The organism is Microbacterium sp. NPDC056057 (assembly GCF_042266945.1).
Lineage (GTDB): Bacteria > Actinomycetota > Actinomycetes > Actinomycetales > Microbacteriaceae > Microbacterium > Microbacterium trichothecenolyticum_C.
Genome location: NZ_JBHJWS010000001.1, coordinates 337075 through 362556 on the forward strand (window position 1 = coordinate 337075; position 25482 = coordinate 362556).

26 protein-coding genes are annotated in these 25482 nt (G+C 70.4%); 16 read left to right on the forward strand and 10 right to left on the reverse strand.

Annotated features, from left to right (window positions below; translation table 11 throughout):
• Positions 1–52: 52 nt before the first annotated feature.
• The 3 genes from ACFC1K_RS01450 to ACFC1K_RS01460 form a co-directional block, all read right to left on the reverse strand.
• The gene (locus ACFC1K_RS01450; RefSeq protein WP_056365228.1) at positions 53–961 is read right to left on the reverse strand and encodes a carbohydrate ABC transporter permease; all 909 of its coding nucleotides are present in this window, start codon (positions 959–961) and stop codon (positions 53–55) included.
• Positions 958–1989, reverse strand: coding sequence for a sugar ABC transporter permease (locus ACFC1K_RS01455; RefSeq protein WP_310287091.1), 1032 nt, complete (start codon positions 1987–1989; stop codon positions 958–960). Before ACFC1K_RS01455 ends, ACFC1K_RS01450 begins: the two co-directional genes overlap by 4 nt.
• A gap of 134 nt (positions 1990–2123) precedes the next feature.
• Positions 2124–3395, reverse strand: a complete 1272-nt coding sequence (locus ACFC1K_RS01460) for an extracellular solute-binding protein (RefSeq protein ID WP_375870138.1) — start codon at positions 3393–3395, stop codon at positions 2124–2126.
• 274 nt (positions 3396–3669) lie between these two features.
• Between ACFC1K_RS01460 and purS the strand changes: the two genes are divergently transcribed.
• Together purS and purQ are read left to right on the forward strand one after the other, a co-directional pair.
• A complete protein-coding gene (gene purS, locus ACFC1K_RS01465) occupies positions 3670–3918 on the forward strand; it encodes a phosphoribosylformylglycinamidine synthase subunit PurS (RefSeq protein ID WP_310287085.1) in 249 nt (82 codons plus the stop codon).
• Entirely contained in the window at positions 3915–4622 is a 708-nt protein-coding gene (gene purQ / locus ACFC1K_RS01470) for a phosphoribosylformylglycinamidine synthase subunit PurQ (protein WP_310287083.1), read from the forward strand. Before purS ends, purQ begins: the two co-directional genes overlap by 4 nt.
• A 19-nt stretch (positions 4623–4641) precedes the next feature.
• Here purQ and ACFC1K_RS01475 read toward each other — a convergent pair whose 3' ends face one another.
• Positions 4642–5073 carry a DUF1761 domain-containing protein gene (locus tag ACFC1K_RS01475; RefSeq protein ID WP_310287082.1) on the reverse strand — a complete coding sequence of 144 codons (432 nt, stop codon included), beginning with the start codon at positions 5071–5073 and terminating at the stop codon, positions 4642–4644.
• A gap of 108 nt (positions 5074–5181) precedes the next feature.
• On the opposite strand from ACFC1K_RS01475, the gene ACFC1K_RS01480 reads away from it, so the two are divergent.
• Positions 5182–6114 carry a 2-hydroxyacid dehydrogenase gene (locus ACFC1K_RS01480; protein ID WP_375870139.1) on the forward strand — a complete coding sequence of 311 codons (933 nt, stop codon included), beginning with the start codon at positions 5182–5184 and terminating at the stop codon, positions 6112–6114.
• A 114-nt stretch (positions 6115–6228) separates the two neighbouring features.
• Positions 6229–6780 (forward strand): pyridoxamine 5'-phosphate oxidase family protein, encoded by a 552-nt coding sequence (locus tag ACFC1K_RS01485; protein ID WP_375870140.1) that lies wholly within the window; start codon positions 6229–6231, stop codon positions 6778–6780.
• A gap of 26 nt (positions 6781–6806) precedes the next feature.
• Here ACFC1K_RS01485 and ACFC1K_RS01490 read toward each other — a convergent pair whose 3' ends face one another.
• Positions 6807–7322: an adenine phosphoribosyltransferase gene (locus ACFC1K_RS01490; RefSeq protein ID WP_375870141.1), complete on the reverse strand. Its 516-nt coding sequence runs from the start codon at positions 7320–7322 to the stop codon at positions 6807–6809.
• A 74-nt stretch (positions 7323–7396) separates the two neighbouring features.
• Between ACFC1K_RS01490 and ACFC1K_RS01495 the strand changes: the two genes are divergently transcribed.
• The 5 genes from ACFC1K_RS01495 (at position 7397) to ACFC1K_RS01515 (ending at position 13206) form a co-directional block, all read left to right on the forward strand.
• The gene (locus ACFC1K_RS01495; RefSeq protein ID WP_375870142.1) at positions 7397–9079 is read left to right on the forward strand and encodes a glycoside hydrolase family 13 protein; all 1683 of its coding nucleotides are present in this window, start codon (positions 7397–7399) and stop codon (positions 9077–9079) included.
• A 36-nt stretch (positions 9080–9115) separates the two neighbouring features.
• Complete coding sequence (locus tag ACFC1K_RS01500; RefSeq protein ID WP_045296269.1) at positions 9116–10135, forward strand: LacI family DNA-binding transcriptional regulator; 1020 nt, start codon at positions 9116–9118, stop codon at positions 10133–10135.
• A gap of 141 nt (positions 10136–10276) precedes the next feature.
• On the forward strand, positions 10277–10660 hold the full coding sequence (locus ACFC1K_RS01505) for a YciI family protein (RefSeq protein ID WP_310287070.1): 384 nt from the start codon (positions 10277–10279) through the stop codon (positions 10658–10660).
• Positions 10657–11901, forward strand: coding sequence for an RNA polymerase sigma factor (locus ACFC1K_RS01510; protein ID WP_375870143.1), 1245 nt, complete (start codon positions 10657–10659; stop codon positions 11899–11901). The genes ACFC1K_RS01505 and ACFC1K_RS01510 overlap by 4 nt, the downstream gene beginning before the upstream one ends.
• 78 nt (positions 11902–11979) lie before the next feature.
• On the forward strand, positions 11980–13206 hold the full coding sequence (locus ACFC1K_RS01515) for an amidohydrolase (RefSeq protein WP_310287064.1): 1227 nt from the start codon (positions 11980–11982) through the stop codon (positions 13204–13206).
• A 62-nt stretch (positions 13207–13268) separates the two neighbouring features.
• Here ACFC1K_RS01515 and ACFC1K_RS01520 read toward each other — a convergent pair whose 3' ends face one another.
• The 3 genes from ACFC1K_RS01520 to ACFC1K_RS01530 form a co-directional block, all read right to left on the reverse strand.
• Positions 13269–13727, reverse strand: a complete 459-nt coding sequence (locus ACFC1K_RS01520) for an SRPBCC family protein (RefSeq protein ID WP_375870144.1) — start codon at positions 13725–13727, stop codon at positions 13269–13271.
• A 17-nt stretch (positions 13728–13744) separates the two neighbouring features.
• Complete coding sequence (locus tag ACFC1K_RS01525; protein WP_375870145.1) at positions 13745–14479, reverse strand: hemerythrin domain-containing protein; 735 nt, start codon at positions 14477–14479, stop codon at positions 13745–13747.
• 207 nt (positions 14480–14686) lie between these two features.
• Positions 14687–15781, reverse strand: coding sequence for a VanZ family protein (locus ACFC1K_RS01530; RefSeq protein WP_375870146.1), 1095 nt, complete (start codon positions 15779–15781; stop codon positions 14687–14689).
• Positions 15782–15876: 95 nt separating this feature from the next.
• Here ACFC1K_RS01530 and ACFC1K_RS01535 point away from each other — a divergent pair, with 95 nt between their 5' ends.
• The 3 genes from ACFC1K_RS01535 to sufU all read left to right on the forward strand — a co-directional run bounded on the left by ACFC1K_RS01535 (position 15877) and on the right by sufU (position 19825).
• Entirely contained in the window at positions 15877–18003 is a 2127-nt protein-coding gene (locus tag ACFC1K_RS01535; RefSeq protein WP_375870147.1) for an APC family permease, read from the forward strand.
• A 71-nt stretch (positions 18004–18074) separates the two neighbouring features.
• Positions 18075–19376, forward strand: coding sequence for a SufS family cysteine desulfurase (locus tag ACFC1K_RS01540; RefSeq protein ID WP_375870148.1), 1302 nt, complete (start codon positions 18075–18077; stop codon positions 19374–19376).
• Positions 19373–19825, forward strand: coding sequence for a Fe-S cluster assembly sulfur transfer protein SufU (gene sufU, locus ACFC1K_RS01545; protein ID WP_375870149.1), 453 nt, complete (start codon positions 19373–19375; stop codon positions 19823–19825). Before ACFC1K_RS01540 ends, sufU begins: the two co-directional genes overlap by 4 nt.
• 10 nt (positions 19826–19835) lie before the next feature.
• On the opposite strand, the gene ACFC1K_RS01550 is transcribed toward sufU, so the two are convergent.
• Positions 19836–20696, reverse strand: coding sequence for a DUF4097 domain-containing protein (locus ACFC1K_RS01550; protein WP_375870150.1), 861 nt, complete (start codon positions 20694–20696; stop codon positions 19836–19838).
• Positions 20696–21190, reverse strand: a complete 495-nt coding sequence (locus ACFC1K_RS01555) for a toxin-antitoxin system HicB family antitoxin (protein ID WP_375870151.1) — start codon at positions 21188–21190, stop codon at positions 20696–20698. The genes ACFC1K_RS01550 and ACFC1K_RS01555 overlap by 1 nt, the downstream gene beginning before the upstream one ends.
• A gap of 160 nt (positions 21191–21350) precedes the next feature.
• Between ACFC1K_RS01555 and ACFC1K_RS01560 the strand changes: the two genes are divergently transcribed.
• From ACFC1K_RS01560 to kdpB, 4 genes are read left to right on the forward strand one after another with little or no spacing between them, the layout of a single operon-like run.
• Positions 21351–21491, forward strand: coding sequence for a hypothetical protein (locus ACFC1K_RS01560; RefSeq protein ID WP_157005676.1), 141 nt, complete (start codon positions 21351–21353; stop codon positions 21489–21491).
• Positions 21488–21577 carry a potassium-transporting ATPase subunit F gene (locus ACFC1K_RS01565; protein WP_045302164.1) on the forward strand — a complete coding sequence of 30 codons (90 nt, stop codon included), beginning with the start codon at positions 21488–21490 and terminating at the stop codon, positions 21575–21577. The genes ACFC1K_RS01560 and ACFC1K_RS01565 overlap by 4 nt, the downstream gene beginning before the upstream one ends.
• Positions 21577–23259, forward strand: coding sequence for a potassium-transporting ATPase subunit KdpA (kdpA, locus tag ACFC1K_RS01570; protein WP_375870152.1), 1683 nt, complete (start codon positions 21577–21579; stop codon positions 23257–23259). The genes ACFC1K_RS01565 and kdpA overlap by 1 nt, the downstream gene beginning before the upstream one ends.
• A gap of 1 nt (position 23260) precedes the next feature.
• Complete coding sequence (kdpB, locus tag ACFC1K_RS01575) at positions 23261–25465, forward strand: potassium-transporting ATPase subunit KdpB (protein ID WP_375870153.1); 2205 nt, start codon at positions 23261–23263, stop codon at positions 25463–25465.
• The last annotated feature ends 17 nt before the right edge of the window (positions 25466–25482 follow it).

The window sequence follows — 25482 nt, forward strand, 5'->3', positions numbered from 1 at the left end:
CTCGGGGAACGTCGGTGTCAGGATGCCGAAGGGTGTGGGGAACGGAAAGGGTCTAGCCCTTGACGGCGCCGGCCATGATGCCGCTCACCAGCTGCCGGCCCGTGAAGGCGAAGACGATGAGGAGCGGAATGGTGGCGAGGAGCACGCCGGCGAGCACGACCGAGTAGTCGACGAAGTAGTTCGACTGCAGGAGCGAGAGCGCCACCGGGAGCGTGGGGCTCTGCCGGTCGAGCACGATGAAGGGCCAGAAGAACTGGTTCCACGCGCCGACGAAGGTGAAGAGGAACAGCATCGCGGCGGCGGGGCGCGCGGCGGGCACGCCGACCGTCCAGAACGTGCGGAGCATGTTGGCCCCGTCCACCCGTGCCGCCTCGATCAGCTCGTCCGGCACGGTCTGCGACAGATACTGCGTCATCCAGAACACCCCGAACGCGCTGGTGAGCGCGGGGATGATGATGGCGCCGATCTGCCCGGTCCAGCCCAGGTCGGAGAAGAGCAGGTAGAGGGGCACGACGCCGAGCTGCATCGGCACCGCCATGGTCGCGACCACGAAGGCCAGCAGCCACTTGCCGCCCGGGAAGCGGAGCTTCGCGAACGCCCAGCCGGCAAGGGTCGAGAACAGGACGACGGATGCCGCGATCACGGTCGAGCTGAAGATCGAGTTCCACAGCGCCTGCCAGAAGTTCACGGCAGGGTCGTTGATGACCTTCAGGGCGTTGTCGATGAAGTTGCCGCCGGGCAGCCACGACATGTTCGGGTTGTTGATGGTCGAGGCGTCGCCCGAGCCGATCAGGAACGACCAGTAGTAGGGGAAGAGCGCCGAGACGACGACGACTCCGAGACCGACGTAGACCCAGACCCCGGCGCGCACGCCGCGGATCTTCGTGGTCCGCCGGCTCCGGCGGGCGTTGGGCAGGTTCTCCTCGACGACCGCGAGGGGCGGGGTGCTGATGGCGCTCACTGCTGGGCTCCCTTCCGGCCGCGCCGGCGGCGCTGGATGACCCCGCGTCCGCCCTCGTCGCGTACGAGGGCACGGGTGATGGCGAGGTTGATGAGGCCGATCGCCAGGATGATGATGAAGAGGATCCACGCCAGGGCGGCGGCGCGGCCGAAGTTGAACTCGCCCCAGCCGATGTTGTACAGGTACAGCGTGATCGTGAGCCACTGGCCGGCGGCACCGCCGCGGCCGGTCTGGTCGAACATGCGCGGCTCGTCGAAGATCTGCAGGCCGCCGATCGTCGACGTGATGATGACGAAGATCAGGGTGGGCTTCAGCGACGGGAGCGTGATGCTCCAGAACTGGCGGAAGGCGTTCGCGCCGTCGACGGTCGCCGCCTCGTAGTACTCGCGCGGCACGGCCTGCATGGCGGCGAGGAGGATGAGGGCGTTGTAGCCGGTCCAGCGGAAGTTGACCATCGTGGCGATGGCGATGTGGCTCCAGAACGGATCCTTGTGCCACGCGATCGGGTTGAGGCCGAGGTTCGTGAGCACGTTGTTCACGAGTCCGTGGTTGTCGCCGAAGAGGTTGCTGAAGATCAGCGCGACGGCGACCGGGGCCATGACGTACGGGAGCAGGACGCTCATCCGCCAGAAGGTCTTGGACCGGATGTTCTTGTCGAGCATCGCCGCGATGAACAGCGCCAGGATGAGCTGCGGCACCGACGAGAGCAGGAAGATGCTGAAGGTGTTGCGCAGGGCGATCCAGAAGTCGGCCTGCGACAGGATCCAGACGTACTGGTCCAATCCGACGAAGGTGCCGGAGTTGCGGACGAGGTCCCACTCCTGGAACGAGATCACCGCCGTGTAGACGATCGGGAAGAGGCCCACGATCGCGAACAGGATGAAGAACGGCGAGATGTAGAGGTACGGGGAGAGCTTCAGGTCCCAGCGGCTGAGGCGGTGGGAGAAGGAGAGGACGCGCGGCTGGCGCTCCGGATCGGGCCGATCGGCCGGCCCGGATGCCGTCGTACGGGTGGCGGTCGTGGTCACCGGTGGCTCCGATTCGGGTGTCGAGGGGTGGGCGTGGAGGCGGAGTGCGCGCGGGCCGGGGGGACCCGCACGCACTCCGCTTCTGCTGTCAGACCTGGTCCGCGAGAGCGGACCGGATCGTCAGTGTCGGCCTATCAGAAGGCCTCGACCTCGGCGACGTACGCGTCCCACGACGCCTGGGCGTCCTGGGTGCCGTCGAAGACGCGGGTGATGGCGTCCTGGAGAGCCGTGTTGTACTTGAAGTAGTCCGCGCTCTTGTACGGGGTGACCGTGATCGCCGCGGAGCGGTCCGCGAAGATGGTGCCGGTCGGCGCGTCGGCGAAGTACTCGTTCTTCGAGTCGGTGATCGACGAAGCGCTCTGCGCGTCGAGTGCGCTCGGGTAGGCGCCGACGTTGACGAACGTCTTCTCCTGCTGCTCCGGAGCGGTCAGCCAGTCGGCGAGCTTGAGAGCCTCGTCGACGTTCTTGCCGTTGGCCGGAACGGTCAGGTACGAGCCGCCCCAGTTGCCGCCGCCGTTCGGGAACGCGTTCGCGATCTCCCAGCCGGTGACCTCGGGCGCGTTGCCCGAGATGATGCCGAGCATCCACGGCGGGCACAGCATCGCGGCGAACTCACCGTTGGCCATCGACGCGTTCCAGTCGTCCGACCACTGGCCCGAGTAGGCCGAGTTCGGGATGCCGCGCTCGACGACGAGGTTGTACGCAGCCTCGAGGTCGGGGTTGTCGGTCGCGACGACGGTGCCGTCGGGCTCGTCGTACGGGAACTCGATCTGGTTGACGATGCCCTGGAACGCGGAGTTCGCGGAGTCGAGCATCGGCTTGCCGGTCGCAGCCTTGTACTGGTCGGCCAGGTCGAAGAACGTGTCCCAGTCGCCGTCGATCGCCGAGGCGACCTCGTCGGGCGTCGAGGGCAGGCCCGCGGCCGAGAACAGGTCGGCGCGGTAGCAGACGGCCTGCGGGCCGATGTCCGTGCCGAAGCCGACGAGACGGCCGTCGGCGTCGGTCGCGGCCTCTTCCTTCCACTCGACCCAGCGGCCCTTGGCGCTGTCGGGCACCTCGGCGAGCAGGTCGGAGTACTGCATGGCCTCTGCGAACCAGTCGACCTCGACCGCCTCGATGTCGGCGAGGCCCTCCTTGCCGAGCTTCGCGAAGAAGTTCGTGCGGGCGTCGTCGGTGATGGCGGCCTTGTTGTGGACGATCTTGATGTTCGGGTTCTCGTCCATGTACTCCTGGAGGAGTTCATCGTCGTACCCGAAGTCGTTGAACGTGGCCAGGGTCAGCGTGATCTCGCCGTCTTCGCCACCGGCCTCGTCTCCGCTGCCACCGGCGCAGCCGGCGAGGACGATGGCCGAAGCCGAGAATGCGGCGATTGCCACGGCGCTTCTGCGGAAGGCGCGTGCGTTCACTGTCACTCCTTTGTGTTGTCAGGGTCGTGTGTGTTGCAGGATCGGCGCGGAGGGAACCGTGCCGTGGTGGTCGTGGGAGCGTTCCCATCGATCGAGACGCAACGCTATGGGATCGCTCCCACGAAGTCAAGGGAGCGCTCCCATGGATTGATCACGGTTGTGTCACGGGGTTCCCACGGCGCTTCGGGCAGGGCTCCCGGACGGCCGGAGAAACGCCGCGCGCACGGCCCGTAGACTGGAGGGGACCCCTGCCCGCGACATCCGGAGCTGTCACATGCCCACCATCGTCGTCGACGTCATGCCCAAGGCCGAGCTTCTGGACCCGCAGGGGAAGGCCGTCTCGGGCGCCTTCGCCCGTCTCGGCGTCTCCGACTTCAGCGCGGTGCGCATCGGCAAGCGGTTCGAGCTCACCGTCGACGGCGAGGTCACCGACGAGGTGCTCGCCGAGGCCCAGCGCATCGCCGACGAGATCCTCTCCAACTCCGTGATCGAGGATGTCGTCGGCATCGAGGTCGTCGAATGACCGCACGCATCGGCGTCATCACCTTCCCCGGCTCGCTCGACGACCGCGACGCGCAGCGCGCGATCGAGATCGCCGGCGGCGAGGCCGTCGCCCTGTGGCACGGCTCGCACGACCTCGACGGCGTCGACGCGCTGGTCCTGCCCGGCGGCTTCAGCTACGGCGACTACCTGCGCGCCGGAGCCATCGCGGCGCTCGCCCCGATCATGGCGGAGGTGAAGGATGCCGCAGCCAAGGGCATGCCGATCCTCGGGATCTGCAACGGCTTCCAGATGCTCGTCGAGGCGCACCTGCTGCCGGGCGGCCTGATCCGCAACGCGCACCAGCAGTTCGTCCGTCGTGACCAGAAGCTGCGCGTCGAGAACAACGACACCGCGTGGACCAGCGATTTCGCCTCTGGCCAGGAGATCGTGATCCCGCTCAAGAACGCCGACGGTGGCTACATCGCCTCGGAGTCCGAACTCGACCGCCTCGAGGGCGAGGGCCTCGTCGCCTTCCGCTACCTCGGCGTGAACCCGAACGGGTCGCTGCGCGACATCGCCGGCATCACCAACGAGCGCGGCAACGTGGTCGGCCTCATGCCGCACCCCGAGCACGCCGTCGAGCCGGGCTTCGGTCCTGACACGGCCGCCGCGATGCGGTCGGGCGTCGACGGCCTGTCGTTCTTCACGTCGGCCATCGCCGCCGTGGTGGGCGCCGCGGCCTGAGCCGCAGCATCCATTCGTCTTAGACCGTGCCGGCCGGCGGCCACACGCCGATGATGAGCGCCATCACGATGACCGTCACGAGCTCGTGCGCGATGTTGAGCACGGTCAGCGACGACGGCCGCCCCTCGAAGGCGTCGTGGGTGATGAAGCGCGCCGCGGTGAAGCCCGCCCAGAGGATCACGCCGGTGAGCAGCGCCGCCCAGAGATAGCTGCCTCCGTAGAAGTGCCACGCGATCGACGACGCGCCGGCGAGCACCCACGCGGTCACGAAGCTGACGATCACCGTGACCACGATCGGCACCACCGCACTCGCGCCCGGCCGGTTCATGTCGACGTTCGCGAGCTTCGCCCATCGCGTGCCGAACACCTTCGGGGTGTACCAGATCGAGCCGACGACCATGCTCGACGCCGTCGCGATCAGCACCGCCCAGTAGTTGATCTCGGGAACCATGTCCGCCTCCTCCGCCCAGGCGCCGCAACGCGTCGCGGTCGCCGCTCGACGCGAGCGTAGCGCCGACCGGTGACGCCGGCCCCGCACCGCGCCGGTAGCGTGGAGCGGGTGAGCACAGACACCCGGAATCTCGTCGTCAGCGTCCCCACCGAGCAGCTCGCCACGGATCTGGGCGCGCTGCCCGACGGCGTCGAGCTGGTGGTGTGGCCGATGGATGCTGCCGCCCCGCGTGACCGGTTCGACATCGTCGTGCCGCCCTACATGTCGATGGCGCGCGTGCTCGAGCGTCTCGAGGGCGTCGAGGTCGGCCTCGTGCAGGGCCAGTCGATCGGCTACGACGGCGTCGCCGCCATCCTTCCCGAGGGCCTCGTCTTCGCGAACGCGGCATCGGTGCACGAGACCTCGACCGCCGAGCTCGCGGTGGGTCTCGCGATCGCGGCGCAGCGGCACATCGACGCGTTCGCCGTCGACACCGCGGCCGGCCGCTGGGCCCCGGTCTTCGCGCAGAGCCTCGCCGACCGGCGCGTGCTGCTGCTGGGCTACGGCGGCGTCGGGAAGGCCGTCGCCGCGCGGCTCGAGCCCTTCGAGGTCGAGCTGATCCCCGTCGCGTCGCGCGCCCGCGACGAGGACGGCGTCGCGGTGCACGGCATCGACGAGCTGCCCGAGCTGCTCCCCCGGGCCGAGATCGTCATCCTCACCCTGCCCGGCGGTGAAGCTACCCAGGGGCTCGTGGACGACGCGTTCCTGTCGGCGCTTCCGGACGGGGCGCTCATCGTCAACGTCGGCCGCGGCACCCTCGTCGACACCGACGCGCTCGTCGATCACGTGCGTCGCGGACGCATCCGCGCCGCCCTCGACGTCACCGACCCCGAGCCCCTTCCCGAGGGACACGAGCTGTGGAGCCTTCCGGGCGTGCTCATCGCCCCGCACGTCGGCGGCGCGTCCAGCGCGATGCGCCCCCGGGTCGCGAAGCTCGTGCGCACCCAGATCGAGCACCTCGCCGCCGGCGAGCCGCCGATCAACGTCGTGCTCGGGGGCTGACCCGGCGTACCCTCTTCAGTTCTCCCCCGCTCTGAGGTAGACCGGAGGGACGGACAGTGGTGCGCGATGAACGATTTCCCGAGTGATCCCCGGAGTGCAGACCAGCCGCCGAAGGTGGAGCGGCTTGCCGCTTCGGCGTGCTGGGAGTACCTGCAGACCGCCGAGCTCGGCCGGCTCGCGGTCGACAACGCCGACGGTGCGCCCGACATCTTCCCGGTCAATTACGTCGCCCACGAGGGCGCCCTGTACATCCGCACGGCGCGCGACGCGAAGCTCCTCCACATCGCGCAGCACCCGATGGTCGCCTTCGAGGTCGACGGCGCGACCGACGACGACCACTACTGGAGCGTCGTGATCCGCGGCACGGCGCAGCGCGTCACCCGTGACGACGAGATCCGCGACAGCGGGGTCCGTCAGCTCGCGTCGTGGAGCCCGACCGCGAAGTTCTTCGTCATGAAGGTCGTCGCGAACACCGTGACCGGGCGGCGGTTCCCCCAGCACGCGAGCCGCAGGGATCCGCTCATGCCGTTCGAGGGCGACGCGACGCCCCCGACTCCGGCCGAGCCGTCGCACCAGCCCCGGGCCGAGCGACCTGCGCCGATCCCGCACTTCACTCCGCGCACCGGTCCGCAGGACACGCTCCCGGGACCCCGCTCGGACGCGTGACGCCGATGCCGACGGCGGGGGCGACGTCAGGCGGTGAAGACCGTGTGCACGTCGCCGACGACCTCACGGCCGCCGAGCGCCGTCAGCTCCATGAGCACCGCGGTGCCCACCACCACGCCGCCGAGCGTCTCGACGAGCTCGTGCGCCGCGACGAGCGTGCCGCCGGTCGCGAGGACGTCGTCGACCAGCAGCACGCGTGTGCCGGCGATGTCGTCGTGCGCCTCGATCGTGGCGGTGCCGTACTCGAGCGCGTAGGAGACGGATGCTGCGGGCAGAGGCAGCTTGCCCGCCTTGCGGATCGGGACCAGGCCCACGCCGGCCTCCATCGCGACGGCGCCGGCGAGCAGGAACCCGCGCGCCTCGACCCCGGCGACGACGTCGAACGACCCCTCGAACGGGGCGATCATCGCGTGGATGACGGTGCGGAGGGCTCGGGCATCCGCCAGCAGAGGCGTGATGTCGCGGAACTGCACACCCGGCTCCGGGTAGTCGGGGATCGTGCGGATGAGGGATTCGGCGCGCGTGAGGGCTTCGGACAGCACCCGCCAACCCTACGCCCGGCCCCTGTGCGTCATTCGTTACGAGGGAGTGTAAGCGCTTGCAGTATGCTGGCCGGATGACTTCCGCAGAGACCATCGAGCGCACGGACGCGTTCCTCACCACCGTCGGCGGCGAGTGGTGGCGCACCGCCGTCATCTACCAGATCTACCCGCGCTCCTTCGCAGACGCGTCGGGCGACGGCATCGGCGACCTCCCGGGCATCACCTCGCACCTCGACGACCTCGCGCACCTCGGCATCGACGCCATCTGGCTGAGCCCCTTCCAGCGCTCGCCCCAGAAGGACGCCGGCTACGACGTCAGCGACTACTGCGACGTCGACCCGCTCTTCGGCACCCTGGCCGACTTCGACGACATGCTGGCCGCGGCGCATGAGCGCAGCATCCGGGTCATCGTCGATCTCGTCCCGAACCACTCGTCCGACCAGCACGAGTGGTTCCAGCAGGCCCTCGTCGCCGCTCCCCACAGCGCCGAGCGCGCGCGCTACATGTTCCGCGACGGCAAGGGCGAGAACGGCGAGCTGCCGCCCAACAACTGGGAGTCCGTCTTCGGCGGCCCGGCTTGGACGCGCGTGGTCGAGGCCGACGGCGAGCCCGGCCAGTGGTACCTGCACCTCTTCGACTCGTCGCAGCCCGACTTCGACTGGTCGAACGAGGAGGTGCGCGAGGAGTTCCGCCGCATCCTGCGCTTCTGGCTCGACCGCGGTGTCGACGGCTTCCGCGTGGACGTCGCCCACGGCCTGGTGAAGGCCGAGGGACTGCCGGACTACATCCCGAACCCAGAAGCCGGCTCGATGGGCGGCGAAGCGGAGAACGTGCCGTACTGGGGCCAGGACGCCGTGCACGAGGTCTACCGCGACTGGCGCAAGATCCTCGAGGAGTACCAGGGCGACCGGGCCCTCGCCGCCGAGGCGTGGCTGCCCACCGCCGCGCGCACCGCCGAGTGGGTGCGCTCGGATGAGATGCACCAGGCCTTCAACTTCCCGTACCTCGAGACGAAGTGGAACGCAGCCGACCTCCGCGAGGTCATCGAGGTGTCGCTGCACGCGTTCCCGGGTGTCGGCGCCCCCTCGACATGGGTCCTCTCGAACCACGACGTCGTGCGCCACGCGTCGCGTCTCGCGCTGACGGCCGAGAACCCGCAGGGTCACGGCATCGGTCCGGACTCGCCCGGCCAGCCGATCCCCGAGGTCGGACTCGCCCGCGCCCGCGCGGCGACGACCCTCATGCTCGCGCTCCCGGGCTCCGCCTACCTCTACCAGGGCGAGGAGCTCGGACTTCCCGAGGTCATCGACATCCCGGGCGACGCCCGTCAGGACCCGACCTGGTTCCGCACGAACGGCGAGCGGTACGGCCGCGACGGCTGCCGCGTGCCGATCCCGTGGAACGCCGATGCCCCGGCCTACGGCTTCAACGCGACCGGCGCGTCGTGGCTGCCGCAGCCGGCCGAGTGGTCGACGCTCGCCCGCGACGCGCAGTCCGGCGTCGAGGGCTCGACGCTCGAGCTCTACCGCGCGCTGCTCGCCGAGCGCCGGGCACGGTCGCTGGGTGCGGGTTCGCTCGAGTGGATCGACGGATACGGAACGGATGCTGTCGCATTCCGCAACGGGAATGTCACCGTCATCGCGAACACCGGTTCCACGCCGATCGCGCTGCCGGGCGGTATCGTGATCGCGTCCAGCGGTCCCGTCGCGGACGGCGAGCTCCCGGGCGACACGACGGCCTGGATCGAGACCGCCTGACACCCTCGCTGGTCTACGAGAAGGTACGGTGACGACGTGGTCAGCATCGACGAGGTCGCCCGCGCGGCGGGGGTCTCGACGGCGACCGTCTCGCGCGCGCTGAGCGGGCGCGGGCACGTCTCGGCGGGCGCGAAGGCGAAGGTCGAGGAGGCCGCCAAGAGCCTCGGGTACGTGGTGTCGGCCTCGGCCTCGAGCCTCGCCTCGGGTCGCACGCGCAACATCGGCGTGCTGGTGCCGTTCCTCGACCGCTGGTTCTTCTCGACCGTGCTGAGCGGGATCGCCTCGGCGCTCATGCGCCGCGGCTACGACATCACCCTCTACAGCCTCACCGCCGACCGCGGCGAGCGGCACGACATCTTCGACACCTTCCTGCGGCGCCAGCGCGTGGACGGGGTCATCGCGATCTCGCTCGAGCTCGGCCAGGAGGAGACCGAGCGGCTCGTCGAGCTCGACCTGCCGGTGATCGCGATCGGCGGGCCCAATCCGCTGCTCACGACCCTCACGGTCGACGACGTCGCCGTCGCGCGGCTGGCCACCGAGCACCTGCTCGCGCTCGGCCATCGGCGGATCGCGCACATCGGCGCGAGCCCCGAGTTCGACATCGACTTCCACATCCCGACGCAGCGCCGGCAGGGGTTCGAGCTGGCGCTGGCCGACGCCGGCATCGAGGTCAGCCCGTCGCTGTTCGAGCCCGCCGACTTCACCATCGAGGGCGGCTTCCGCGCCGCGAAGCAGCTGCTGGGCAAGCCCGGCAGCCGGCCGACCGCGATCTTCGCGGCATCCGACGAGATGGCGATCGGGGCGCTCCTCGCCGCTCGCGAGCTCGGCTACCGGGTGCCCGAGGACCTCTCGGTCATCGGCATCGACGGTCACGAGCTCGGCGAGTTCTTCCGCCTCACCACGGTCGACCAGTTCCCCCTCGGCCAGGGCGAGCGCGCCGCCGACGCGATCCTCGAAGCGCTGGAGTCGACGGATGCCGAGACCCCCGTCCACCGGCCGGGCGAGCTGCCCTTCGAGCTCATCGTGCGAGGATCCACGGCGCGCCTGCCGCAGTGACGGTGTCGCGGTTTCTTCATCCGCCTCGGGAATAGTGTCGTATCCGAGACTCACCGTTCGTGGATCAGGTATGCGGGCCCGTTCGGGCATCGCGCCGGAGGATCCATGACGGAGTCCTCGTCCCGATGAGAGGAGACGACAATGCCGAAGTACCTGATCGCATTCAACGACGAGTGGGTGCCCCCGCAGACGGAAGACCAGCTGCGCAGCAAGAGCGCGGCCTCGGAGGTGCTGCTCGAGGAGATGAAGAGCGCGGGCGTCTTCCTCTTCGCGGAGGGGGGCATCGACGCCTCGACCGCGGTCTGCAGCGTCGTCAACGAGAACGGCAAGCCGGTCTTCACCGACGGACCGTTCGCCGAGACGAAGGAGCACCTCGGCGGGTTCACCGCCGTGGACGTGCCCGACGACGAGGCCGCCCGCTACTGGGCGGGACGACTGGCGGTCGCCCTCGACTGGCCGCAGGAAGTGCACCGCTTCCCCTCCGACATGGCGGAGATCGTGGAGCGGCACGCGTCCGATTCGTGACCAGCCCCGCCGTCGATCAGGCGATCACTCGCGCCCACCTCGAAGAGTGGGCGCGGGTGGTGGCGGGCCTGGCCCGCCGCTTCGGCGATCTCGACCTCGCTGAAGATGCCGCCGCGGAGGCGTTCACGGTCGCCGTGGAGCGCTGGCCGCGTGACGGCGTGCCCCCGAACCCGGGTGCGTGGCTCACCACCACCGCGACGCGCAAGGCGATCGACCGGCTGAGACGCGAGTCGCGCCGCGACGACAAGCACAAGGCGGCGCAGATGCTGTCCGACGACTCTGCTCCCGAGCCGACGGGACCGGTCGACGACGACCGGCTCCGGCTGATCTTCACCTGCTGTCATCCCGTCCTCACCATGGAGGCCAGGGTCGCGCTGACCCTGCGGCTGCTGGGCGGACTCACGGTCGCCGAGATCGCCCGCGCCTTCTTCGTCCCGGAGACCACCATGGCGCGACGGATCACCCGCGCGAAGGCGAAGATCGCGGCGGCGCACGTCCCGTACCGGGTGCCGTCGGCGACAGATCTCCGAGAGCGGCTCGCCGGCGTGCTCGCGGTGATCTACCTCATCTTCAACGAGGGCTATCTGGCGACCGGGGGCGACGACCCGATGCGGGCGGACCTGAGCGACGAGGCCATCCGACTGGGCCGGCTCCTGCACGAACTTCTTCCGGATGAGGGCGAGGTGACCGGACTCCTCGCGCTGATGCTGCTCATCGACGCGCGACGGACCGCGCGCGTGTCCCGCACAGGCGAACTCGTGACCTTGGAAGAGCAGGATCGCGGAGCGTGGAGCCGCGATCTGATCGTCGAGGGCCACGCTCTGGTCCGCGAACGGATCGCCGCGGTCGCCGCCGGCGGAGAGCCGCCGGGGCGCTACCAGCTGCTCGCCGCGATCAACGCGGTGCATACCGCCGCCCCGTCCGCTCGCAACACCGATTGGTCGCAGATCGTCGCGCTCTACGACCGCCTGCTCGGCGCCGATCCATCTGCCATCGTGCGCCTCAACCGCGCCATCGCTGTCGCCGAGATCGACGGTCCCGACGTCGCACTCGCCGAGCTCGAGCGGCTCCGCGGACCTCTCGACGGGTATCACGCCTTTCACGCCGCGCGCGCCGACCTCCTCCGCCGCCTCGGGCGCAGCGAGGAGGCACGGTCGGCGTACGACCGCGCCGTACAGCTCGCCGGCAACCCCGCCGAACGCGCGTACCTCATCCGGCGCCGCGACCAGCTGGTGTGGTGATCCCGGCCCGTCGCGTCGAAGGCGAGGCGGCGGCGCACCGACCCGAGGGTCCGGCACCCCGGGGATAGGCTCGACCGCATGACCCTCGACCTCGAAGCGATCTACGTCGATCTGCACCGGCATCCGGAACTGTCCTTCCAGGAGACCCGCACGGCGGGGGTGATCGCACAGCACCTGACCGGGCTCGGCATCGAGTTCGAGGAGGGGATCGGCAAGACCGGCGTGGCCGGGGTGATCCGCAACGGCGAAGGCCCCGTCGTGTGGCTGCGGGCCGACATGGACGCGCTGCCGGTGCCCGAGCAGACCGGTCTCGACTACGCGAGCACGGCTCGCGGCACCGATCCGGCCGGCAACGACGTGCCGGTCATGCACGCGTGCGGACACGACATGCACGTCACCGCGCTGCTCGGCGCCCTCGAGCGCCTGGTCGCCACGAAGGACGAGTGGTCGGGCACCATCGTCGCCGTCTTCCAGCCCGCCGAGGAGTACGGCGCCGGCTCGCAGGCGATGATCGCCGACGGCGTGCTCGAGAAGTTCCCGAAGCCCGACATCGTGCTCGGCCAGCACGTCACCCCGCTGCCCGCAGGCACCATCGGCGTGCGCAGCGGCACGCAGATGGCGGCGTCCGACGGCCTCACCGTCACGCTGCTGGGCCGCGGCGGCCACGGCTCGCGCCCGCAGGCGACGATCGACCCGGTCGTCATGGCCGCGGCCACCGTCATGCGGCTGCAGACGATCGTGTCGCGCGAGGTCGACCCGCGCGACGTCGCGGTGGTGACGGTCGGCTCGATCCACGCGGGGCTCAAGAACAACATCATCCCGGCCGAGGCGAAGCTCGAGCTGAGCCTGCGCTACCCCGACGACGAGGCCCGCGCGCGCGTGCTCGAGAAGGTGGAGCGTATCGTGCGCGCCGAGGCGCAGGCCTCGGGCGCCGAGGAGCCGCCGGTCATCGTCACCGACCACACGCTCCCTCCGACCATCAACGACGCCGACGCGACCGCGCGCCTGACCGCCGCGTTCGACGGGGCGTTCGGCGACGGCACAGTCATCGACCCGGGCATGTTCACCGGCAGCGAAGACGTCTCGTGGTTCGCCCGCGAGGCCGGCGTGCCGCTGGTGTTCTGGTTCTGGGGCGGCGTCGACCCGGCGAAGTTCGCCGAGTCCACCGCCGCCGGCACGGTCGAGCGGGACATCCCGACCAACCACTCGCCGTTCTTCGCGCCGGTGCTCCAGCCCACGCTGAACCGCGGCGTCGACGCGCTCGTGGTCGCCGCGCGCGAGTTCCTCGGCACGCCGACGGCGTAGGCGCTGGACGGATGCTGCGGGCCGCAGCATCCGTTCGCTCCGGCGTCGTCGCCGAGGCGGCGTCAGGCGGGTTCGGGGACGGCTCCCGCGCGGGCGTCCTCGGCGTCGAGCAGCCGCTGGAGACCGTGGAAGTCGCGCATGAGGATGCGGGCCAGGACGAACGTGGGGAGCAGCGCGACCAGCCGCAGCCATCCCGCGACGTCGCCCCCGTAGTCGGCGTGCACGCGCGTCCCGCGGTCCTCGGCGGAGCAGGCGTACTCGACGCGCGAGTTCCACGGCGAGGTGGAGTGCCACACGACTCGCTCGTCGGGCTCGACGACTTCGAGCACGTCCTCGAAGTGGACGCGGAACGGGCCGATGATGTGGTCGACCGCCGTCCAGCGGCTGCCCACGCTCGGCGGCCCGTCGCCGACGCGCCGGCGGAGTTCGACCGCGGGCGCCCAGTCGTGCCACGTGCCGGGGTCGGCGAAATACGGGAACACGCGAGCGGGCGGGTGATCGAGATGCACGTCCAGCGTCACGCGTCTCCACATGGCCGTCACACCATCGCGGGAACCGGGCGGTCGGGGTAGAGCTCCCGCATCGCCCTGTCGTACTGCCGCTTCATCAGCAGCTGGTACAACAGCCGGATCGGCGCGGGGACGTTCGTGCGCATCCACTCGTCGCGCTCGGCCTCGGGCACGCTGGCCACCAGCAGTCCGAGCTGGAGGGACATGATGTCCTTTCCGAGCTCCTTCCGGTGCGCCATGAGCTCGGCCCGCGTGTGCTCCTCCATCCAATCCCACTCCTGCTGGGAGAGGACGGCGCCGGCCACCGGCATGATGTCGTCCTCCTCCTGCCCCAGATGCACGACGAGGGTGTCGCGCAGATGCTCGATGTCGCCGGCGAACGCATCGCGGAGCGTGGCATCCGCCGTCCGGAGCCAGGGCTCGAGCTGCGGCTCGATCCGGGCGAGCTGGGACGCGACCTCGGCGTGCTGCGCGCGCATCTGGTCGACGTGCAGCGCGCAGCCGGGGTCGCGCGAGACCAGCTTGTCCCACAGCGCGGCGTCCTCGGTCTCGTGGTGCATGTGCAGCGCGTAGAAGTCGAGGTGGGCGTACCGGCCGACGATCGCGGCCCGATCGACATCTCCCGGTGGCACGCCGCGCACGAGCTGCGGCAGCTCGCGGTAGAGCCAGCGGAAGATCCTGTGGACCAGGATCAGGCCGGACGTGTCGCAGCCGGGTTCCTGCCCCTCCGGCATGGCTCCGGAGGAGGGAAGCTTGGTCGCCATATCGCACCCCCGATCTCCGCAGCTCGTCGACGCTGACGACCCCAGGCGGTGATCAGCCGGATTCTACTCCCGAGCCGCGCGCGTCCGCAGTCCCCCGCCCCGCACCCCCGAGCTCGCCGAAACAGGGGACTCGCGCCGAAACCGAGGACCACGCCCGCGGTCTCAGCGGAAACACCTTGCCTCGGCGATGCGGGACGACCCCGCACTTCACCGGACGCGGCGGGAACCCGGAGGCGCAGCATCCGGTTCCTCCAGCTCCCGCGCGTCGGTGAGGCGCTGACCCGACGCGAGACCGGGGAGGCCGCGACGCCCGTCTGTCGTGAAGACGAGGACGATCGAGACGACGGCGAACACCGAGGCCACGAACGTCCACGCCCCGGGGAGCGCGTTCAGCACGAGGTAGCCGCCGATGCCGGCGACGAAGCGCAGGAAGCGCGCCAGCCCGATAGGGAGCGGCCCGCCGGTGAAGCGCACCTGCACGGCGTGGTCGCCGATCGTTGCGCCCGTCGCGAGCGTGGCGACGAGCCACACGACGATCGGCACCGCGGAGCCGATGAGGTTCGCCGCGGAGCCGTCGCGCACGGCGGCGTCCGCACCGAGGAGATAGAGCACGAGCTGCACCGCGACGACCACCGTCAGCGTGAGCACCCAGGCGGCGAGCCCGTCGCACAGCATGCCGAGGAGGCGCCGGCCGCGCGTGACCGGCTGCGGCTGGTCCGCGTCAGGCAGGCGGGGCGAGCCGCGGTAACGGCGCGGCACGGCGAGCGCGAGCAGCGAGCCGAGCACCGCGCCCAGGGTGTTCGTGAGCAGATCGTCGACGTCGAACACGCGGTAGGCGCAGGGGTAGAGGCCCCAGACGCCGGTGAGCTGGGTGACCTCGACGAACCCCGACAGCCCGACGCCGACGACCAGGGCCGTGATCACGCCGCGGCCTCCGAGCACCCGCAGGAAGAAGCCGAGCGGCAGGAAGAGCAGGACGTTGAGCAGCAGCTGCAGGACGGCGGGGTCCGTCGCGAAGCCGCTGCCGCGGCGCACGATGGCGCCGCGCAGGTCGTCGGCGATCGCCGTCACGTCGATGTTCACGCCCGCGCACGCGATCGTGTCGGGGTCGGGGAGGGGCAGGAGCGTGTAGGTCCAGATCGCCATCACGTAGACGAGCGCGGCGCCCCACACCACGAAGCGGCCGACGCCGAATCCGCCCCGGCGGCGGTAGCTGAGCGCGACGAAGGGGACGAAGAGCAGCACCCCCACGACCACCCCGAGGGTGATCGCGAGCACACCGAGGATGATCTGCTCGTCCACGCTACGAGTGTCCCAGAGAGGCACCCGTATGGATTTCGTGAGGATGGCCGTCTGGATGCATCCTCACGTTCTCCTCACGAGTAGCCTTACGGGCCGTGACGAACGAAAGCCGCGAGCAATCGGTGGACGAGGCCCCGATCGCCAAGCGCCTCATCCTCGGGGACCCGCTCGCGTCCACCGACTCCGACGAGCACCTGCTCCCGAAGAAGCGGGCGCTGCCGATCTTCGCCTCCGACGCGCTGTCGTCGGTCGCGTACGCCCCGCAGGAGCTGCTGCTCATCCTCTTGACCGGCGGCCTCGCGTTCCTCGCGTTCGCTCCGTGGGTCGCCGTCGCGGTCATCGTGCTTCTGATCGTCGTCGTGATCAGCTACCGGCAGCTCATCAAGGCCTACCCGTCCGGCGGCGGCGACTACGAGGTGGCGCGCAAGAACCTCGGCGAGGTCCCGGGCGTCATCGTGGCCTCCGCGCTCCTCGTCGACTACGTGCTCACGGTCGCCGTGTCGGTGGCGTCCGGTGTCGACAACATCATCTCGGCGCTGCCGGCGCTCAACCCCTGGCGCGTCGAGTTGGCGGTCGGCTTCGTCATCCTCATCGTCGTCATCAACCTCCGCGGGGTGCGGGAGGCGTCGAGCGCCTTCGCGATCCCCACCTACATCTTCATCGGGTCGGTCGGAGTGATGATCGTCGTCGGCCTCTTCCAGATCGTGACCGGAAACCCACCGGTCGCCTCCAGCGCCCAGTACGGGATCGAGACGCAGAGCCTCACTCAGGCGGCCGTCATCCTGTTGGTGCTGCGGGCGTTCTCGAGCGGCTGTTCGGCCCTCACGGGCGTCGAGGCCGTCTCGAACGGCGTGCAGGCGTTCCGCAAGCCCAAGGTGCGCAACGCCCAGACCACCCTCGCCATGATGGGCGGGATCGCGATCCTGCTGTTCGCCGGACTCACCGCGATCGCGCTCGTCTCCGGAGTCCACTACGCCGAGAACCCGTGCGACCTCATCGGCTTCGACTGCTCCAATCCGCAGCCGAGCCTGATGGCGCAGGTGTCGTCGGCGGTGTTCGGCATGAACTCGATCCCGTTCTTCATCATCCAGGCGGCGACCGCGGTGGTGCTGCTGCTTGCGGCCAACACGGCATTCAACGGGTTCCCGTTGCTGGGATCGGTGCTCGCGCGCGACGGCTACGCGCCGAAGGCGCTCAACACCCGCGGCGACCGCCTGGTGTACTCCAACGGCATGATCATCCTGGGCCTCGTCGCCATCGGCGTGCTGATCGTGTATCAGGCGAACCTCACGAACCTGATCCAGCTGTACATCATCGGCGTGTTCGTGTCGTTCACGATCGGCCAGATCGGCATGATCCGGCACTGGATCCGGGGGATCAAGGGCATCCGCGAGCTCCCGGCCGAAGCACGCCACAGCAGTTCGGCGCGCACCGAGCTGTTCGGCCTGCGCAAGGGCCTCATCATCAACTCCCTCGGCGCCACGATGACGGCATCCGTCCTCGTCATCGTCACGATCACGAAGTTCACGCACGGCGCGTGGCTCGTGTTCCTCGCGATCCCGATCCTGTCGTTCCTCATGGTCGGCGTGCACCGCTACTACCGCGACGTCGACCACGAGATCGCGATGGACGATCACCTCCACTTCGGCTCGACGGGCGATGTCGCCCTCATCCTCGTCAACAAGCTGCAGAAGCCCGTCGTGAAGGCCGTCGACTACGCCCTCGCCGCCAAACACGACAAGACCTTCGCGGTCCACGTCTCGGTGACGAAGGAGGATGCGGCGGCGCTGGAGGAGGAGTGGCGCCAGCACCGCATGCCGATCCCCCTCAAGATCATCGAATCGCCGTACCGCATGTACGCGAGCCCGATCGCCGAGTTCGTCAAGAAGTACCGCGAAGAGCACGGGTCGTCGGTGGTCACCGTCTACCTGCCGCAGTACATCGTCGGTCACTGGTGGGAGTCGATCCTGCACAACCGGCGCGCCCGCCGCATCGCACAGCAGCTCATGCTCGTGCACGGCGTCTCGATCACGCTCGTGCCCTGGCTGCTCGACTCGTCCGAGCTCATCTACGGACGCCGGTCGCGAGCGCTCCCGGGCGATGACCGCGCCGGGCGCGTCACCGGCCCGGAGGTCCACCGTGCCGGCCGCCGGGTCGTCCGTCCCGCCGGGCCGCCCGAGAAGGCGGACGCCACCGACGCGTCGATCTCGACCAAGCCCTGACCCCGGCGCCGGGCGCCTGACCCGAACTCGCACCCGGCGCCAGGTGGCGACATCCCGCGTAGCCTGGAGGGGTGAGTTCTGCCGCCCCCGCCCCCTCCCAGGCCGCGCCTCTGGACGCCGCGCTGCTGCGCGCCGATTTCCCGCTCCTCGGCGAGCGCGTGAACGGCGAGCGCCTGGTCTACCTCGACTCGGGCGCGACGAGCCAGAAGCCGCAGGCGGTCATCGACGCCGAGGTCGACTTCCTCACGCGGTCCAACTCCGCCGTGCACCGGGGCGCGCACACCCTCGCGGCCGAGGCCACCGAACTCTTCGAGGACGCCCGCACGACCGTCGCGGGCTTCGTCGGCGCACGTCCCGAGCAGCTGGTGTGGACGAGCGGCGCGACCGCCGGACTCAACCTCGTCGCCTACGCGATCGGCAACGCATCGGTCGGTCGCGGCGCCCCCGCCAGCGCGCGCTTCGCGCTGCAGCCCGGTGACGAGATCGTCATCACCGAGACCGAGCACCACGCGAACCTCATCCCCTGGCAGGAGCTGGCCGCCCGCACCGGCGCGGTGCTGCGTCACATCCCCGTCCAGGACGACGGAACTCTCGACATGGATGCCGCAGCCGACCTCATCGGCGAGCGCACGCGGATCGTCGCGTTCACGCACGTGTCGAACGTGCTGGGCATCGTGAACCCGGTCGCCGACCTCGTCGCCCTCGCGCAGGCCGTCGGTGCGGTGACCGTGCTCGACGCCTGCCAGTCGGCGCCGCACCTGCCGCTCGACTTCCCCGCGCTCGGCGTCGACCTCGCGGTCTTCTCGGGACACAAGATGCTCGGGCCCTACGCCGTCGGCGGCCTCTACGGTCGCGCCGACGCGCTCGAGACCCTCCCGCCGTTCCTCACCGGCGGCTCGATGATCACCACCGTCACCCTCGACGAGGCGTCGTACCTGCCGCCGCCGCAGCGCTTCGAGGCCGGTACGCAGCCGGTGTCGCAGGCGATCGGGCTCGCGGCCGCGGTTCGCTACCTCGACGGCGTCGGCATGGCCGCGGTGCACGCGCACGAGAAGGCGCTCGAAGCGCGCATGGGCGACGGCCTGCGTGCGATCCCCGGGGTGCGTCTGCTCGGCGATGCGCCGGGCGCGGAGCGCGTGGGCCTCTGGGCGTTCGACGTCGACGGCGTGCACGCGCACGACGTGGGTCAGTTCCTCGACGCGCGCGGCGTGGCCGTGCGGGTCGGGCACCATTGCGCGCAGCCGCTGCACCGCCGCTTCGGGCTCACCGCCTCGGTGCGCGCGTCGTCGGCGCTCTACAACACGGCGGACGACGTCGACGTGTTCCTCGACGCGCTGTCGGGTGTGCGCGCGTTCTTCGGAGCCGGCGCATGAGCGGCCTCGAATCGCTCTACCAGGAGCTCATCCTCGACCACTCCAAGCGCCCGCACGGCAAGGGGCTCGGCGCCGAAGCTGGCCGGGTCGCCACGTCGTACCAGCGCAACCCCATCTGCGGCGACGAGATCACCCTCCGCGTGCGACTGTCCGACGACGGCACGACCGTCGACGAGGTCACGTGGGACGGCGCCGGCTGCTCCATCTCGCAGGCGTCGGCGTCCATGCTCGCCGCGCTCATCGAGGAGGAGGAGCGGATGCCGCGGGCCGAGGCATCCGCTCTCGTCGAAGGCTTCCGCGAGGCACTGCGCTCACGCGGCGAGATCGCGCTGGATGAAGAGGTCTTCGGCGACGCCGCGGCCCTGTCGGGCGTCTCGAAGTTCACCGCGCGCGTGAAGTGCGCGATGCTCGCATGGGTCGCCTTCGAGGACGCGACCGCCCGGGCCTGACCGCGGCGCCCTAGTCGCCGCCGGCGACGGGGTGCGTGCGGTGCACGGTGATGTCGCCGTACCCGGCACGGGCGTAGAGCTCGACCGACGCCTCGCCCTCGACCGGGCCCGCGGCCGCCGAGAGCTCGTTGCGCACGACGCCGTGCTGGCTCGACGCATCGAGCCATGCCGCCGTGCCCGAGCGGATGCCGAGGTCCACCGCGCCGTAGGAGGCCTCGATCCGCGCCGTCCCGCCGTTGAGGTCGCCGATGCGCACCGGGCCGTAGGCAGACCGCACCGTGAGCGCGGGACCCGGGTCGCCCAGGTGCACGACCCCGCTCGACGTCGCGATGTCGGCGACGCCCGAGACCGAGCCGACGTCGATGCCGGCGTCCGATCCCTTGAGCCGCAGCGCCCCGTCCACGATGCCGATGCGCGCACGGCCGGACTTGATGTCGACGTCGGCGTCGCCGCGCACATGCTCGACGCGCAGCTCGCCGTGCCCGAGACCGAGGTCGGCGCGACCGGTGCGCTCGAGGGTCGCGTCGCCGTAGTCCAGCGCGATGCGCGCGGTGCCGACGGCGCCGGCGACGCGGATCGAGCCGTACTTGAGCGCGAGCGAGACGTCCGAACCGGTGGGGATGCGCACCGCCACGTCGACGGAGTCGCCCGAGCCGAACAGGTTGAACCGCACCGGTCCGACGATGCGCAGGTCGGACCCCGCCTGCGTCACCCGCACCGCGTCGGCCGCACTGCGGTCGCCCGCGCGGTGCGGGTTCGCCGGCGCGACGTCGACGGCGAGGTCGCGGCGGCGTTCGGCGACGACGTCGATGCGGCCCATCTGCAGCTCGATGCGCACGGCCGCCGGGCCCGACACCGGGAACGTGGGCATCAGCGCACCCAGCCGGTGTAGGCGGAGCTCGAACCGCGGGCCGCAGGGGGCGCGGGTTCGACGGCCGCAGCGACGGCCCGGACCAGCCACGTGTTGAGTGAGAGCCCCTCGGCGGTGGCGGCCGCCTCGGCGCGCGCCTTGAGCGAGTCGGGCAGGCGCAGGGTGGTGCGTGCGGTGGCGTCATCGGGATCATCGGATGCCGCGGCCGCGAGCACGACGGGACCGCTGGGGTTCGCGGCGACCTCGGTCGCGGGCTCGGGCCGCGGCCGTGCGACGACGAAGTCGACGTCGCGCCCGCGCAGGCGCACGTCGACGGACCCGGGCGCGAGCTCTCGCGTGATCTCGCCCGCCGCCTCGGACAGCGCCTCGAGGATCGCGAGCCGCACCGCGGGCTCGAGCGCCGCCGCGAGACGCGCCGTGATTTCGGAGTCATCGGGGCCCGCGGCGGCGGCGAGCTGGCGCTGGAGCTCCTCGACATGGGTCGCGATCTGCATGACGTCAGAGTGACATCAAGGTGGTGTCATGTCAACGCCGCGTCAGGGTCCCGTGAGCGTCGGGCCGGACCGCGTTCGGATTCCGTGAGGACGGCGGCTGCAGCATCCGTCCCGGAGTTGCATCGATTCCGCACCTGAACCGCACCCTCCAGGAGACCCTGTGCTCGATGTGATCTACCTCGCCCTGACGCTCGCGCTGTTCGCGCTCGTCGGACTCGTCGCCAAGGCGGTGGAGAAGCTGGGCCCACGCGCCCGAGGCTCCGCCCGGCGCGAAGCGACGAGCGGAGAGGCGTGGGGATGATCGTCTTCTCGCTCGTCGGCGCCGCGCTCGGCCTCGCCGCGATCGTCTACCTCGTCGTCGCGCTCGTGAAGCCGGAGAAGTTCTGATGGACGCCGCCACCATGTGGACCGGCGTCCTGCAGATCGCCACCGTCATCCTGATCCTGGCGCTCCTCTACCGGCCGCTGGGCGACTGGATCGCCCGCGTCTACACCGCAGACAAGGACTGGCGCGTCGAGCGCGGCATGTACCGGCTCGTCGGCGTGGATCCGCGCTCGGAGCAGACGTGGCAGGCCTACCTGCGCGGCGTGCTCGCCTTCTCCGCCGTCGGCGTGCTCTTCGTCTACGCGCTGCAGCGCTTCCAGGCCGTGCTGCCGTACTCGCTGGGCCTCCCCGCCGTGCCGGAGGGCCTCGCGTTCAACACCGCGGTGTCATTCGTGACCAACACGAACTGGCAGTCCTACTCCCCCGAACTGACCATGGGCTACAGCGTCCAGCTCGCGGGGCTCGCCGTGCAGAACTTCGTGTCGGCGGCCGTCGGCATCGCCGTCGCCGTTGCGCTCGTCCGTGGTTTCGCACGGCGCGGGTCCGCGACGATCGGCAACTTCTGGGTCGACCTCACGCGTGGGATCACCCGGCTGCTGCTGCCGCTCGCCGTGGTCTCGGCGATCGCGCTGGTGATCGCGGGCGTGGTGCAGAACGTCAACGGGTTCGTCGACGTCGGCACGGTCGCGGGCGGCACACAGTCGATCCCGGGCGGGCCGGTCGCCTCGCAGGAGGCCATCAAGCTCCTCGGCACGAATGGCGGCGGCTTCTTCAACGCCAACTCCGCGCACCCGTTCGAGAACCCGACGCCGTGGTCGAACGTGCTCGAGATCCTGCTGATCCTCGCGATCCCGGTCGCGCTGCCGCGGGCGTTCGGGCGCATGGTGAGCGACGACCGTCAGGGTTACGCGATCCTCGCCGTCATGAGCACGATCGCCGTCGTGTCGATCACGGCGGTGACGTGGCTCGAGTCGCTCGGGCTCGGCACCGCGCCCCAGCTCGCCGGCGCCGCGATGGAGGGCAAGGAGGTGCGCTACGGCATCTGGGGCTCGACGCTCTTCGCCGGAGCGACCACCCTCACCTCGACCGGCGCGGTGAACTCGATGCACGACTCGTACACGGCGCTCGGCGGCATGATCCCGATGATCAACATGATGCTCGGCGAGGTCGCCCCCGGCGGCGTCGGGTCGGGCCTCTACGGCATGCTCGTGCTGGCCGTCATCGCGGTGTTCGTCGGCGGGCTCCTCGTCGGACGCACGCCCGAGTACCTCGGCAAGAAGATCGGGCCGACGCAGATCAAGCTCGCGAGCCTGTACATCCTCGTGACGCCCGCGCTCGTGCTCGCGGGCACGGCGCTGAGCTTCGGCATCCCGGCGATCCGGTCCGACATGGAGTCGACCTCCATCTGGAACCCGGGCGTCCACGGCCTCGGCGAGGTGCTCTACGCGTTCACCTCGGCGGCCAACAACAACGGTTCGGCGTTCGCGGGCCTCACCGCGAACACCCCGTGGCTCAACACGGCGCTCGGCGTCGCGATGCTGCTCGGACGGTTCCTGCCAATCGTGCTGGTGCTCGCCCTTGCCGGCTCGCTCGCCGCCCAGACGCCGGTGCCCTCGACGGCCGGCACCCTCCCCACGCATCGCCCGCAGTTCGTCGGCCTCCTCGCCGTCGTCGCGGTCGTCATCACCGCACTCACCTACTTCCCCGTTCTCACGCTGGGTCCCCTGGCGGAAGGGCTCGTCTGACATGCCTACTGACGTTTCGTCTCGCTTCGCCCGATCAACGACCGGGGAGGTGGAATCGACGGCGCATCCCATCGCGGGCTCTGTCTCGCCGAAGCCGCCCAAGCCGTCCTCCCGGGCGTTCAGTGCAGCCCAGCTGTGGGCGGCCGTGCCCGGCGCGCTGCGCAAGCTGAACCCCGCGGCGCTGTGGCGCAACCCCGTCATGTTTCTGGTGTGGGTGGGCGCCGCCCTCACCACGGCGATCGCGATCGCCGAGCCGTTCCTGGGCGGCCCCGAGCAGTCCGGCGGCACCACGGTGCCCTTCGGCTTCACGTGGGGCATCGCCGTCTGGCTGTGGCTCACCGTGCTCTTCGCGAACCTCGCGGAGTCGGTGGCCGAAGGCCGCGGCAAGGCCCAGGCCGCGTCGCTGCGAAAGACCCGCACGTCGACCATGGCGCGTCGCGTCACCGCCTACGACGGCACGAGGGATGCTGCGGCAGACCTCGCCGAGACGGTCGAGGTCTCCTCGTCCGATCTGAAGCTCGGTGACGTCGTCATCGTGTCGGCTGGCGAGCTGATCCCGGGCGACGGCGACATCGTCGCCGGCATCGCGACCGTCGACGAGTCGGCGATCACGGGCGAGTCCGCGCCGGTCGTCCGCGAGTCGGGCGGAGACCGCTCGGCCGTCACCGGCGGCACCCGCGTGCTGTCGGACCGCATCGTCGTGCGCATCACGTCGAAGCCGGGCGAGACGTTCGTCGACCGCATGATCGCGCTGGTGGAGGGCGCCGCGCGACAGAAGACGCCTAATGAGATCGCGCTGAACATCCTGCTTGCGAGCCTGTCGATCGTCTTCGTGATCGTGGTGCTGACCCTCAACCCGATCGCGTCCTACGCCGCGTCGCCCGTGAGCATCCCGGTGCTGATCGCGCTGCTGGTGTGCCTCATCCCGACCACGATCGGGGCGCTGCTCTCGGCCATCGGCATCGCCGGCATGGACCGCCTCGTGCAGCGCAACGTGCTGGCGATGTCGGGCCGCGCCGTCGAGGCGGCCGGCGACGTCACGACGCTGCTCCTCGACAAGACGGGCACGATCACGTACGGCAACCGCCGCGCTTCGGACTTCGTCGCCATGCCGGGCGTCGGCGAGGACGAGCTCGCACGGGCAGCCGCGCTCTCGTCGCTCGCCGACCCCACCCCCGAGGGCGTCTCGGTGGTCGAGCTGGCAGCCGTGCGCAGCATCCACGTCTCAGAACCCGCCGGCTCCGCCGTCGTCCCCTTCACCGCCCAGACCCGCATGAGCGGCGTCGACCTCGCCGACGGCACGCAGGTGCGCAAGGGCGCCGGGTCTGCCGTGATCGCGTGGCTCGCAGCAGCCGGATCCGACGTCCCGACCGCGATGCGCGCCCAGCTGACGAGCGAGACCGATGCCATCGCACAGTCGGGCGGCACGCCGCTCGTCGTCGCCGAGCTCGATCCCTCCGGCGCGGGCCGGGTGCTCGGGGTGATCCACCTCAAGGACATCGTCAAGGACGGCCTGCGCGAGCGGTTCGACGAGCTGCGGTCGATGGGCATCCGCACGGTCATGATCACGGGCGACAACCCCCTGACGGCCGCGGCGATCGCGAAGGAGGCGGGCGTCGACGACTACCTCGCCGAGGCCACGCCGGAGGACAAGCTCGCACTGATCCGCACGGAGCAGGAGGGCGGCAACCTCGTCGCGATGACCGGCGACGGCACCAACGACGCCCCCGCGCTCGCGCAGGCCGACGTCGGCGTCGCGATGAACACCGGCACCTCCGCCGCGAAGGAGGCCGGCAACATGGTCGACCTCGACAGCGACCCGACGAAGCTCATCGACATCGTGCGCATCGGCAAGCAGCTGCTGATCACGCGCGGCGCGCTCACCACCTTCTCGCTGGCCAACGACATCGCGAAGTACTTCGCGATCATCCCGGCGATGTTCATGGGGGTGTTCCCCGGCCTCGCGGCGCTCAACGTCATGCAGCTGTCGTCGCCGGCCTCGGCCGTCACGAGCGCGATCATCTTCAACGCGGTGATCATCGTGATCCTCATTCCGCTGGCGCTGCGGGGCGTGAAGTACCGCCCTGCGAGCGCCTCGCAGATCCTCAGCCGCAATCTGCTCGTCTACGGGCTCGGCGGCGTGATCGCCCCCTTCATCGGCATCAAGCTCATCGACCTCGTCGTGAGCCTCATCCCGGGCTTCTGACCCGCTAGGAGAGTCTT

Bases quoted from the DNA above. Each gene is read 5' to 3' on its own strand.
- purS (WP_310287085.1), top strand. From the start codon at position 3,670: ATGCCCACCATCGTCGTCGACGTCATGCCCAAGGCCGAGCTTCTGGAC.
- purQ (WP_310287083.1), top strand. From the start codon at position 3,915: ATGACCGCACGCATCGGCGTCATCACCTTCCCCGGCTCGCTCGACGAC.
- ACFC1K_RS01475 (WP_310287082.1), bottom strand. From the start codon at position 5,073: ATGGTTCCCGAGATCAACTACTGGGCGGTGCTGATCGCGACGGCGTCG.
- ACFC1K_RS01495 (WP_375870142.1), top strand. From the start codon at position 7,397: ATGACTTCCGCAGAGACCATCGAGCGCACGGACGCGTTCCTCACCACC.
- ACFC1K_RS01505 (WP_310287070.1), top strand. From the start codon at position 10,277: ATGCCGAAGTACCTGATCGCATTCAACGACGAGTGGGTGCCCCCGCAG.
- ACFC1K_RS01515 (WP_310287064.1), top strand. From the start codon at position 11,980: ATGACCCTCGACCTCGAAGCGATCTACGTCGATCTGCACCGGCATCCG.
- ACFC1K_RS01525 (WP_375870145.1), bottom strand. From the start codon at position 14,479: ATGGCGACCAAGCTTCCCTCCTCCGGAGCCATGCCGGAGGGGCAGGAA.
- sufU (WP_375870149.1), top strand. From the start codon at position 19,373: ATGAGCGGCCTCGAATCGCTCTACCAGGAGCTCATCCTCGACCACTCC.
- ACFC1K_RS01550 (WP_375870150.1), bottom strand. From the start codon at position 20,696: ATGCCCACGTTCCCGGTGTCGGGCCCGGCGGCCGTGCGCATCGAGCTG.
- ACFC1K_RS01555 (WP_375870151.1), bottom strand. From the start codon at position 21,190: ATGCAGATCGCGACCCATGTCGAGGAGCTCCAGCGCCAGCTCGCCGCC.
- ACFC1K_RS01565 (WP_045302164.1), top strand. From the start codon at position 21,488: ATGATCGTCTTCTCGCTCGTCGGCGCCGCGCTCGGCCTCGCCGCGATC.
- kdpA (WP_375870152.1), top strand. From the start codon at position 21,577: ATGGACGCCGCCACCATGTGGACCGGCGTCCTGCAGATCGCCACCGTC.
- kdpB (WP_375870153.1), top strand. From the start codon at position 23,261: ATGCCTACTGACGTTTCGTCTCGCTTCGCCCGATCAACGACCGGGGAG.